We start from the raw sequence: 10,939 nt of genomic DNA on the forward strand, positions 1-10,939 counted from the left end.
CTGGCCAAGTCCGACCGCCCCGAACTGGCCGGTGCCAAGGTGGTGGTCTCCGGTGGTCGCGGCATGCAGAACGGCGACAACTTCCAGCTGCTGTACAGCCTGGCCGACAAGCTGGGTGCTGCCGTTGGCGCCTCCCGCGCCGCGGTGGACGCCGGCTTCGTGCCCAACGACATGCAGGTCGGTCAGACCGGCAAGATCGTTGCGCCGCAGCTGTACATCGCCGTGGGCATCTCCGGTGCCATCCAGCACCTGGCCGGCATGAAGGACTCCAAGGTGATCGTGGCGATCAACAAGGACGAAGAAGCGCCGATCTTCCAGGTTGCCGACTACGGCCTGGTTGCCGACCTGTTCGAGGCGGTACCGGAGCTGACTGGCAAGTTGTAAGCGCCAGCTTCATGCGGTAAGCAGCCCCCCGGTTCGCCAGAGCCGGGGGTTTTGCTTTTTGGGGGAGCTAAAAAGGCTGGTCAGGGAAAAACCAGCCTCAACCCAGCTCGAAACTCCCCAGCCGATAACCCTGCTCATCTACCTCCAGCGCCCATCCCGCCTGGTCCCAGTCCCCCAGCACTATCCGCTGGGCCTTGCGGCCATCCAGCCCCAGCGGATGTACCGCCGGCCGGTGGGTGTGACCATGGATCAGGGTGGTTACCCGATGGGTGCGCATTACCCGCAGCACCTCGTCCTGATTGACGTCGGTAATCTCCAGCGCCTTGTAGCGGGTGCGGGTCTGGCTTTCGTTGCGCAGTTTGCGGCCGATGCGGTGGCGAGCGGTCAGGGGCAGGTGGCGCAGGATGAACAGGCTCAGCGGGTTGCGCAGCCAGCGGCGCATGCGCATGTAGCCGATGTCATCAATGCACAGGCTGTCACCGTGCATCAGCAGCACGCGCTCGCCACGCAGGTCGATCAGAGTGGGATCGGGCAGCAGGGTGCAGCCCGAGCGGCGGCAGAAATCCCTGCCGATGAGGAAGTCCCGGTTACCGTGCATGACAAATACCGGCACGCCGGATTGAGACAGGGAGAGCAGGGCAGCGCTGATCTGGTCGGCCAGAGGGTCGGGGTTGTCGTCCCCCAGCCAGACCTCGAAGAAATCCCCGAGGATATAGAGGGCGTCGGCCTGGCTGGCCTGCTCGTGGAGAAAGCGCAGAAACGCCCGGGTGATGTCCGGGCGCTGTGCTTCCAGATGCAGGTCTGAAACGAACAGATAGCGCATCGGGGATGGCTTACTCGGTCAGTTCGGCGCGCTCGATGATCACGTCTTCGGCGGGTACGTCCTGATGGCCGGCGCGGCTGGTGGTGCGGACAGCCTTGATCTTCTCGACCACATCCATGCCCTCGGTCACCTTGCCGAATACGGCGTAGCCCCAGCCCTGGGTGGTCTGGGAGGTGTGGTTGAGGAAGCTGTTGTCAGCCACGTTGATGAAGAACTGGGCGCTGGCCGAGTGAGGGTCCATGGTGCGGGCCATGGCGATGGTGCCGACGGTGTTGCCGACGCCGTTGTTGGCTTCGTTCTTGATCGGCGCGCGGGTGTCCTTCTGGATCATGCCCGGCTCGAATCCGCCGCCCTGGATCATGAAGTTGTTGATCACGCGGTGGAAGATGGTGTTGTCGTAGTGGCCGTCACGCACGTACTGCTTGAAGTTTTCGACGGTCTCGGGGGCCTTGTCGGCGAAGAGTTCCAGGGTGATGACCCCGAAGTTGGTGTGCAGCTTGACCATGCGATTGCTCCTCGGCTTGGTACAGGTAATGGATTCGGATAAAAGATGCCAATGCTATCAGCTGGGGCGGATTCAGGCATCCATGAGTTTAGGGTATGATGGACGTCTTTTTTGGCCGGATGGGTTCAGGCGCTGAACCTGTCCGCTGATCAATATCGCCGTGTCGACAACACTGCCCAGGATGAGCCCCGAATTACCTATGAATAAACCGGAAATCACGCCACCCGCCCACTTTCTGCGCCAGATCGTGCAGGCTGACCTGCAGAGCGGCAAGCACACCCGTATCGTGACGCGCTTTCCGCCGGAGCCCAACGGCTACCTGCACATCGGCCATGCCAAGTCGATCTGCCTGAACTTCGGCCTGGCCCGGGAGTTCGGCGGGGTCTGCCATCTGCGCTTCGACGACACCAACCCGGCCAAGGAAGAACAGGAATACATCGATGCCATCAAGCAGGATGTGCAGTGGCTGGGCTTCCAGTGGGACGGTGAGGTGCGTTATGCATCGGACTACTTCGATCAGCTGTACGCCTGGGCGGTTGAGCTGATCAAGGCGGGCAAGGCCTACGTCTGCGACCTGTCTCCGGAGGAGGCCCGGGAATACCGGGGCACCCTGACCCAGCCGGGTCGCAACAGCCCCTTCCGCGACCGCAGTGTCGAGGAGAACCTGGACCTGTTCGAGCGGATGCGCGCCGGCGAATTTCCGGACGGCGCCCGTGCGCTGCGCGCCAAGATCGATATGGCTGCGCCGAACATGAACCTGCGTGACCCCATCCTGTACCGGATCCGCCATGCCCACCATCACCAGACCGGTGACAAGTGGTGCATCTATCCCAGCTACGACTTCACCCATGGCCAGTCCGACGCCATCGAGGGCATCACCCATTCGATCTGTACCCTGGAGTTCGAGGATCACCGGCCCCTGTACGAGTGGTTCCTGGACAACCTGCCGGTACCGGCCAAGCCGCGCCAGTACGAGTTTGCCCGGCTCAACCTGAACTACACGGTCACCAGCAAGCGCAAGCTCAAGCTGCTGGTCGACGAGGGGCATGTGGATGGCTGGGATGACCCGCGCATGTCCACCATCAGCGGCTTCCGCCGCCGTGGCTATACTCCCGCTGCGATCCGTGAGTTCTGTGAACGCATCGGGGTCACCCGCTCCGATGCGGTGGTCGACATGGGCATGCTCGAGTTCTGCATCCGCGACGACCTGGACAATAACGCCCCGCGGGCCATGTGCGTGCTGCGTCCGCTGAAGGTGACCATCACCAACTATCCCGAAGGGCAGGTCGAGCAGCTGTCGCTGCCGCGCCATCCCAAGCAGGACATGGGCGAGCGCATTCTGCCGTTCAGTCGCGAGATCTATATCGACCGGGACGACTACATGGTCGATCCGCCGAAGGGCTACAAGCGCCTGGTGCCGGGCGGCGAAGTGCGCCTGCGCGGCAGCTACGTGATCCGCGCCGACGAGGCCATCACCGATGCCGAAGGCAATATCGTCGAGCTGCTGTGCAGCTACGACCCCGACACCCTGGGCAAGAACCCCGAGGGGCGCAAGGTCAAGGGGGTGATCCACTGGGTGCCGGGTGCCGAGAGCGTGGAGTGCGAGGTGCGGCTGTACGACCGCCTTTTCACCGAGTCCAATCCGGACAAGACCGAGGAGGGCGGCAGCTTCCTGGACAATATCAATCCCGATTCGCTGGTGGTGCTCACCGGCTGCCGCGCCGAGCCGTCGCTGGCCACTGCCACACCGGAAGACCGCTTCCAGTTCGAGCGCGAAGGCTACTTCTGTGCCGACAGCAAGGACTCGCGCCCGGGCAATCTGGTGTTCAACCGCACCGTCACCCTGCGTGACTCCTGGGGGCAGTGAGCATGGCCTTGCAGATCTACAACACCCTGAGCAAGACCAAGGAGCCACTGCGTCCGCTGGTGGACAATCAGGTGCGCATGTACGTCTGCGGCATGACCGTGTATGACTTCTGTCATATCGGCCATGCCCGGGTCATGGTGGCCTTCGATGTGATATCCCGCTGGCTGCGCCACCGTGGTTACGACCTGACCTACGTACGCAACATCACCGACATCGACGACAAGATCATCCGCCGTGCTGCCGAGAATGGCGAAAGCTTCCAGCAGCTGACCGAGCGCATGATCGCCGCCATGCATGAGGACGAGGGCCGTCTGGGCGTGCTGCGTCCGGATCAGGAGCCGCGGGCCAGCGAACATATCGACGGCATGTTCCGCATGATCCAGACCCTGATCGACAAGGGCTACGCCTACGCACCGGGCAATGGTGACGTCTATTACCGGGTGGGGCGATTTGCCGGTTACGGCAAGCTGTCGCGCAAGCGCATCGAGGATCTGAAGATAGGCGCGCGCATCGAGGTGGGTGAAGCCAAGGAAGATCCGCTGGACTTCGTGCTGTGGAAGGCGGCCAAGCCGGGTGAGCCCAGCTGGGCTTCGCCCTGGGGTGAGGGTCGTCCCGGCTGGCATATCGAATGTTCGGTCATGTCCACCTGCTGTCTGGGCGACACTTTCGATATCCATGGTGGTGGTCCTGATCTGGTATTCCCGCACCACGAAAACGAGATTGCCCAGAGCGAAGCCGCTACCGGCAAGCCCTACGCCATGACCTGGATGCATGCCGGCGCCGTGCGGGTGGACGGCGAAAAGATGTCCAAGTCCTTGGGCAACTTCTTCACCATTCGCGATGTGCTGGAGCAGTACCACCCCGAGGTGGTGCGCTATCTGCTGGTGGCCAGCCACTACCGCAGCCCCATCAACTATTCCGAGGACAACCTCAAGGAAGCCAAGGGCGCACTGGAGCGTTTATACCGTGCAATCAAGGGCTTGCCTCAGGTTCCTGCCAACGGCGGTGAGGAGTTCATCGAGCGTTTCGGCAAGGCCATGGACGATGACTTCAATACGCCGGAAGCCTGTGCGGTGCTGTTCGACATGGCCCGCGAGGTCAACAGGCTCAAGGACAGTGACTTCGATGCTGCGGCGGCACTGGGTGCGCGTCTGCGCGAACTGGCGGCTGTCACCGGACTTCTGCAACTGGACGCCGATCAGTATCTGCACGCCGGTGCTGCCGGGCGGGTTGATGCGGCTGAAGTTGAGGCGCTGATCCAGGCCCGCCTGCAGGCCCGTGCGGAAAAAAACTGGGCCGAGTCCGACCGCATCCGCGACCAGCTGGCGGAGATGGGCGTGGTGCTGGAGGACAGCAAGGGAGTCACTACCTGGCGTCTGAAAGACTGAGTCAGCTCGATCCGGAAGCAGAAAGGCGCGCCATTGGCGCGCCTTTTTATTTGTGGTTGCGGGTCTACTTCCAGATCCCGGTATCTATCTTGTCCTGCAGTTCGGGATAGTCCTTGACCGTGAAACGCGGCTCCACGCCCCGGCGCCGCTGCTCGAAGTAGTCTTTCGTCAGCTTGGCCACGGTGCCGGACAGCAGCACTATGGCGATCAGGTTGATGGTGGCCATCAGTCCCATGGAGGCATCGGCGAAGTTGAATACCGTGAGCACCGCCTCCCAGGCGCCCCAGACCACCATGGCCAGCGCGATGCAACGCAACAGGCCGATGCCCAGATTGTTGCCCAGCCCCAGATAGATCAGAGCGTTCTCGGCGTAGGTGTAGTTGGCCACGATGGAAGTGAAGGCGAAAAACAGAATCGCAATGGCCACAAAGTACTGGCCGGCGCCACCTATGTGCGTTTCCAGGGCCTGCTGCGTGAGCTGGATGCCGGTCACACCGGAGCCGGGCTCCAGAACGTCGGCCAGAAGGATCATGACTGCGGTTGCGGTACAGACCAGCAGGGTGTCGAAGAAGACGCCGGTGGCCTGCACCAACCCCTGGGAGGACGGGTGGTGAGGGGAGGGCGTGGCGGTGGCGGCAATATTCGGTGCGGACCCCATCCCGGCCTCGTTGGAGAACAGGCCGCGCTTGATGCCATTGAGCATGGCGGCGGTCATGGAGCCGGCTACCCCACCGGCGGCCTCCTCGAGGCCGAAGGCGCTGCGGACGATGGTGAGGAGGGTGCCGGGCACCTCATCGAAGTTGACCACCAGCACGTAGAGCGCCATCAGCACATAGGCGCCGGCCATGAAGGGCACGACATACTCTGCAAAGCGGACGATCGAACGCAGCCCGCCGAAGATCACCGCGCCGGCAAGAACGGCAACGGCGAGTCCCACCCACAGCTTGGGAACCCCGAAGGCGCTTTCCACGGCATCGGCGATGGAATTGGCCTGAACCGCGTTGAATACCATGCCGAAGGACAGGATCAATGCCAGTGCAAAGATCACTGCCGCCCAGGGCGCTCTGAGCCCCCGGGCAATGTAGTACGCCGGACCGCCGCGATATTGCCCCTTGTGGTCCTGCACCTTGTAAAGCTGGGCAAGGGTGCTTTCCGCGTAGGCCGTCGCCATGCCGACCAGTGCAACCATCCACATCCAGAATATGGCGCCGGCCCCGCCCAGGTACAGAGCCACGGCCACGCCGGCGATATTTCCGGTGCCGATACGTGAGGCAAGGCTGGTACACAGCGACTGAAACGGGGAGATGCCGTAACGGTCACTCTGTCTGGCGCCGATGATGGAGCGGAACATCTCGCCGATATGGCGGAACTGGATCAGGCCCAGGCGCAGGGTAAAGAAGAGCCCGATCGCGAGCAGGCCATAGATGAGGATGTAATCCCAGAAGAGGGTGTTGAGCAAGTCGATGATGGTGGTCATGGGTGATCCTTACCGTTGAACGAGTCATTGAGGGGCATCTGTAGATGACAGCTATAAATGTAGCTGCCTGTCAGGAATTTGCTTCTGCTGAGCGGATTCGGCCAGTAGACTTGCTGGCGGCTCCGGAGTTCGTCGGAAAAGAGGAGAGCTGCGTGACTGTACTCAATGCCTTGATTCCCGTTTTCGGGCTGATCCTGCTTGGCTGGTTTCTGGGCGCACGTCGCATACTTCCTGCCGATGGCAATGCCACCCTGAGCATCATCACTTTCAAGCTGATGATGCCCGTACTGCTGTTTGCCGGGCTGGCCCGTGCCGATCTCAGCCGGGCGATGTCGCCGATGCTGCTGTTGTTGTACTTCCTGCCGGCCATCTCTGTCTTCGTGCTCATCAACCTGTTGATGCACAGGCGCCTTGGGCGGCCCTCGTCCATGGGGCTGGCGGCAAGCTATTCGAACAATGTGCTGGTGGGCATCCCGCTGATCACCGTGATGCTCGGTGCGGACAGTCTGGTCTACCTGTTCGCCGTACTGGTCTTCCACAGCCTGGTGCTGTTCACCCTGCAGAGTCTGTACAACGCCTTCTTTGGCGGTGGCCAGCTGAACTGGCGCAGTCTGCTCGGCAGTCTGGCCAATCCGCTGATCATAGGGTTGATGTGCGGGGCAGCGGTGAATCTCAGCGGTCTGATGATTCCCGCGCCTCTCTGGCGTCTGGTGGAGATGCTGGCGGCGGCCGCCTTGCCGCTCGCGCTGTTGATGCTCGGCATGAGTCTGTCCGGCTACCGGATCCACCTGAGTGGCAGTCTGGTCCTGCTGACTCTGAGCAAGCTGCTGTTGATGCCGGCGCTGGTCCTGGGGCTGGGCTACGTTATCGGGCTCGATCCAGTCGCCCATACCGTTCTGGTACTGATGGCAGCGTGTCCGACCGGGGTCAATGTTCTGGCTTTCGCCATGGGTCAGGCTGATACGCGAATCATCAGTTCGGTTATCTTCCTTTCCACCGTGCTGGCAGGCTTTACCCTTCCGCTCTGGTTGATACTGATGGCACCCTGAGCAGTCTACTCCATTTGGGTTAAGCCACTGTATTTTCCAAAAAGGTATGATATTTTCCTGCCTTTTTCCCAGTCTCTGGGTAATTCCCTCAAAACAAGAAAACAAAAAATTTCAAAACCACGACAAAAGTTTAATTGCATTTGGTGTATGCTTGCCCGCGTTTTTGACTTTGCATAAAACAAACAATAGGTGAAAGGAGACCCCATGCCGGTCAGTCTGTTTGTTCCCGGGGAAACACGCGAACACGAAAAACGCGTGGCCCTGGTCCCATCCGTCGCCAACAAGCTGGCGAAAATGGGTATCGAATGTTCTCTGCAATCCGGCGCAGGCCTTGCTGCGAGAATTCCCGATAACGCGTTTGAGAAGGAAGGCGTGAAAATCGTCTCCGCACCGGTCAAGACTGACCTGGTATTCAGCGTTCAACCACCGTCTCTGGCTGATATCGAGCAGATGGCGCCGGGTACCGTGCTGTGCAGCTTCATCTATGCACACCGCGAGCCGGAGATCGTCCGTGCACTGCGCGACCGTCAGATCACCTGCTTTGCCATGGAGCTGATTCCACGTATTACCCGCGCCCAGGCCATGGATGCACTGTCCTCCCAGGCCGCGCTGAGCGGCTATGCGGCCGGCCTGATGGCCGCCACCAACCTCAACCGCATTCTGCCGATGATGACCACCGCGGTTGGCTCTCTGCGTCCGGCCAAGGTGCTGGTGATGGGGGCCGGTGTCGCCGGTCTGCAGGCGCTGGCCACCGCCAAGCGTCTGGGGGCCATGATCGAAGGCTACGACGTGCGTGCCGAGGTCAAGGAGCAGGTGGAGTCGGTGGGCGGCAAATTTGTCGACACCGGGGTTTCCGCCAGCGGCGAGGGCGGCTACGCCCGGGAGCTGACCGAGGAAGAAAAGGCCCAGGTCGAGCAGGTCATCACCCGTCACATCCAGCAGGCCGATGCGGTCATCACCACCGCGGCCATCCCCGGCCGTCCCAGCCCGAAAATCATCAGCGAAGCGCAGATCATGGGCATGAAGCCCGGATCGGTGATCATCGATCTGGCGGCAGAAGGCGGCGGCAACACCCCGCTGACCGTGCCCGGTGAGACCGTAGAAGTCGGGCCGGCGACCATTGTCGCGCCGCTGAACGTGCCCAGCCGCCTGGCCGAGCATGCTTCGGAGCTCTATGCCCGCAACCTGCAGAATCTGGTCGGCCTGATGGTCAAGGATGGCGAGCTGGCCATCGACTGGGAAGACGAGATTCTGGCCGGCGCTGTGCTGACCCACGCCGGTGAAATCCGCAACGAGGCCGCTCGCAAGGCCGTTGAACCCGCTGAGGCTTGATCATGGATCCAGTAACTACCATTACCGGCTTTGTAGCCCTGTACATCTTCATGCTGGCTGCCTTTACCGGTTACGAAATCATTGGTCGGGTACCGGCCATCCTGCACACGCCGCTGATGTCCGGCTCCAACTTCGTCCACGGCATCGTGGTCGTGGGTGCCATGTGGGCACTGCTCAATGCCGGCTCCACCCTGGAGCAGGTGATCGGCTTCTTCGGTGTCCTGCTCGGTGCGGGTAATGCTGCCGGCGGCTATGTGGTAACCGAGCGCATGCTGGAGATGTTCAAGCCCAGCGACAAGCGCCAAGGTTCAGCGGACAAGGAATAACAACAGATGAGTCAATTCATTATCGAAGCCGTTTATTTCCTCACGGCACTCCTCTTCATCTATGGCCTCAAGCGCATGGCCAGCCCGGTTACCGCACGCTCGGGTATCCTGATTGCCGGTATCGGCATGGTGCTGGCCGTCTTGGCAGCCTTCCTCTACGGCCTTGACGTGCGTGCCGAAGCTCAGGAACACCTGAACATGAACGTGGCGCTGGTGCTGATCGCGCTGGGTCTGGGTCTGGGTTGGGCCTGGTACAGCGGCAAGAAGGTCGCCATGACCGACATGCCCCAGATGGTCGCCCTGTACAATGGCATGGGTGGCGGTGCTGCCGCGGCCATTGCCGCTACCGAGCTGTTCTCCGGTAACGCCCAGTCCCACGGTATCGTGGTCTCCATCCTGGCGGTACTGGGTGGCCTGATCGGCGCCGTGGCGCTGTCCGGCTCGCTGATTGCCTGGGCCAAGCTCGATGGTCGCATGAACGGTGTGTTCCGCCTGCCGGCCCAGCAGTTCATCAATCTGGTGCTGTTCCTGGGCTCTCTGGCTCTGGGCGCCTACATTGTTGTAACCGGCATTGAAGGCAATATTTCCTTCCCGCTGGTGGTCCTGTTCTTCATCCTGGCACTGGTGCTGGGCGTACTGCTGACCACACCGATCGGCGGCGCCGACATGCCGGTGGTGATCTCCCTGTACAACGCCTTCACCGGTCTGGCCGTTGCCTTCGAAGGCTTCGTGCTGCAGAACCCGGCGATGATCATTGCCGGTACCGTGGTCGGCTCGGCCGGTACCCTGCTGACGCTGATGATGGCCAAGGCCATGAACCGTCCGGTCAGCAATGTGATCTTCAGCCAGTTCGGCGGCGATGACGGCAGCGAAGACGGCGAGATCCAGGGCACCATGAAGGCGGCTGACGCCTCCGATGCGGCCATTGCCATGTACTACGCCAGCAAGGTGATCATCGTTCCCGGCTACGGTCTGGCGGTGGCTCAGGCACAGCACAAGCTGTACGAGTTCGTGAAGCTGCTGCAGAAGCAGGGCGTGGACGTGGCCTTCGCCATCCACCCGGTTGCCGGACGTATGCCTGGTCACATGAACGTGCTGCTGGCCGAAGCCGGTGTGCCCTACGACATCATCTACGACCTGGAAGACATCAACGAAGACTTCCCGCAGGCTGATGTCGCCATCGTTCTGGGCGCCAACGACGTGGTCAACCCGGCCGCTCGCCACCGCAAGTCCAGCCCGATCTACGGCATGCCGATCCTCAACGTCGACATGGCGCGTCAGGCCTATGTGGTCAAGCGTGGTCAGGGCAAGGGTTACTCCGGCGTGGAGAACGAGCTGTTCTTCGCCGAGAACACCTCCATGGTCTACGGCGATGCGCAGAAGGTCATGGTGCAGATGATCGAAGCGGTGAAATCGCTGGGCTGATACCAGACCGGTGCATGAAGAAGGGGTTTCGTGAAAACGAAGCCCCTTTTTTCATGGGTGGTCGATAATGCCGACTCGCTCACAGCGAGACGGGGCACGATAGGGAATAATGCCCGGGCCGTAGTTCGCTGTAACGGCAACACCGTTACTGAACAAGGACCTGCGGATGTTCTCCCCCGCCAATGAAGCCCACTTCACCCTGGACCTGCCCGGCCTCGAGCACGACTTCCGGGTGCTGTCGTTCCGCGCTCACGAAGCCATCAGCCAGTGCTACCGCATCGAACTGCAGCTGGTCAGTGACCAGCCGGACCTGGATCTGGAGGCCCTGCTGCAGCGCAATGCCTGGCTGGGTATTCAGCATGG

The 10,939-nt window shown here is 61.5% G+C and carries 11 protein-coding genes; 8 read left to right on the forward strand and 3 right to left on the reverse strand.

Annotation, left to right across the window (positions count from 1 at the left end; translation table 11 throughout):
- Positions 1 to 384: electron transfer flavoprotein subunit alpha/FixB family protein (locus BM046_RS15920; protein ID WP_218150055.1), on the forward strand; the 384-nt coding region annotated here is incomplete at its 5' end.
- 97 nt (positions 385 to 481) lie between these two features.
- Here the strand turns inward: BM046_RS15920 and lpxH are convergent.
- Together lpxH and BM046_RS15930 are read right to left on the reverse strand one after the other, a co-directional pair.
- Entirely contained in the window at positions 482 to 1,207 is a 726-nt protein-coding gene (lpxH, locus tag BM046_RS15925) for a UDP-2,3-diacylglucosamine diphosphatase (RefSeq protein WP_090541360.1), read from the reverse strand.
- A gap of 10 nt (positions 1,208 to 1,217) precedes the next feature.
- A complete protein-coding gene (locus BM046_RS15930) occupies positions 1,218 to 1,712 on the reverse strand; it encodes a peptidylprolyl isomerase (RefSeq protein WP_090541364.1) in 495 nt (164 codons plus the stop codon).
- 199 nt (positions 1,713 to 1,911) lie between these two features.
- Here BM046_RS15930 and BM046_RS15935 point away from each other — a divergent pair, with 199 nt between their 5' ends.
- A complete protein-coding gene (locus tag BM046_RS15935) occupies positions 1,912 to 3,579 on the forward strand; it encodes a glutamine--tRNA ligase/YqeY domain fusion protein (protein ID WP_090541367.1) in 1,668 nt (555 codons plus the stop codon).
- Between the two features lie 2 nt (positions 3,580 to 3,581).
- The gene (gene cysS, locus BM046_RS15940; RefSeq protein WP_090541370.1) at positions 3,582 to 4,967 is read left to right on the forward strand and encodes a cysteine--tRNA ligase; all 1,386 of its coding nucleotides are present in this window, start codon (positions 3,582 to 3,584) and stop codon (positions 4,965 to 4,967) included.
- Between the two features lie 64 nt (positions 4,968 to 5,031).
- On the opposite strand, the gene BM046_RS15945 is transcribed toward cysS, so the two are convergent.
- Positions 5,032 to 6,444, reverse strand: a complete 1,413-nt coding sequence (locus tag BM046_RS15945) for an alanine/glycine:cation symporter family protein (protein WP_090541373.1) — start codon at positions 6,442 to 6,444, stop codon at positions 5,032 to 5,034.
- 152 nt (positions 6,445 to 6,596) lie between these two features.
- Here BM046_RS15945 and BM046_RS15950 point away from each other — a divergent pair, with 152 nt between their 5' ends.
- From BM046_RS15950 to BM046_RS15970, 5 genes are all read left to right on the forward strand, one after another.
- On the forward strand, positions 6,597 to 7,493 hold the full coding sequence (locus BM046_RS15950) for an AEC family transporter (protein WP_090541384.1): 897 nt from the start codon (positions 6,597 to 6,599) through the stop codon (positions 7,491 to 7,493).
- Positions 7,494 to 7,697: 204 nt separating this feature from the next.
- Positions 7,698 to 8,825, forward strand: a complete 1,128-nt coding sequence (locus BM046_RS15955; RefSeq protein ID WP_090541376.1) for an NAD(P) transhydrogenase subunit alpha — start codon at positions 7,698 to 7,700, stop codon at positions 8,823 to 8,825.
- A 2-nt stretch (positions 8,826 to 8,827) separates the two neighbouring features.
- A complete protein-coding gene (locus tag BM046_RS15960) occupies positions 8,828 to 9,151 on the forward strand; it encodes an NAD(P) transhydrogenase subunit alpha part 2 (RefSeq protein WP_090541379.1) in 324 nt (107 codons plus the stop codon).
- 6 nt (positions 9,152 to 9,157) lie between these two features.
- The gene (locus BM046_RS15965) at positions 9,158 to 10,576 is read left to right on the forward strand and encodes an NAD(P)(+) transhydrogenase (Re/Si-specific) subunit beta (protein ID WP_090541381.1); all 1,419 of its coding nucleotides are present in this window, start codon (positions 9,158 to 9,160) and stop codon (positions 10,574 to 10,576) included.
- A 166-nt stretch (positions 10,577 to 10,742) separates the two neighbouring features.
- On the forward strand, positions 10,743 to 10,939 hold a 197-nt coding region (locus BM046_RS15970), incomplete at its 3' end, for a hypothetical protein (RefSeq protein ID WP_143084140.1).

The organism is Halopseudomonas formosensis, from assembly GCF_900115905.1.
Lineage (GTDB): Bacteria > Pseudomonadota > Gammaproteobacteria > Pseudomonadales > Pseudomonadaceae > Halopseudomonas > Halopseudomonas formosensis.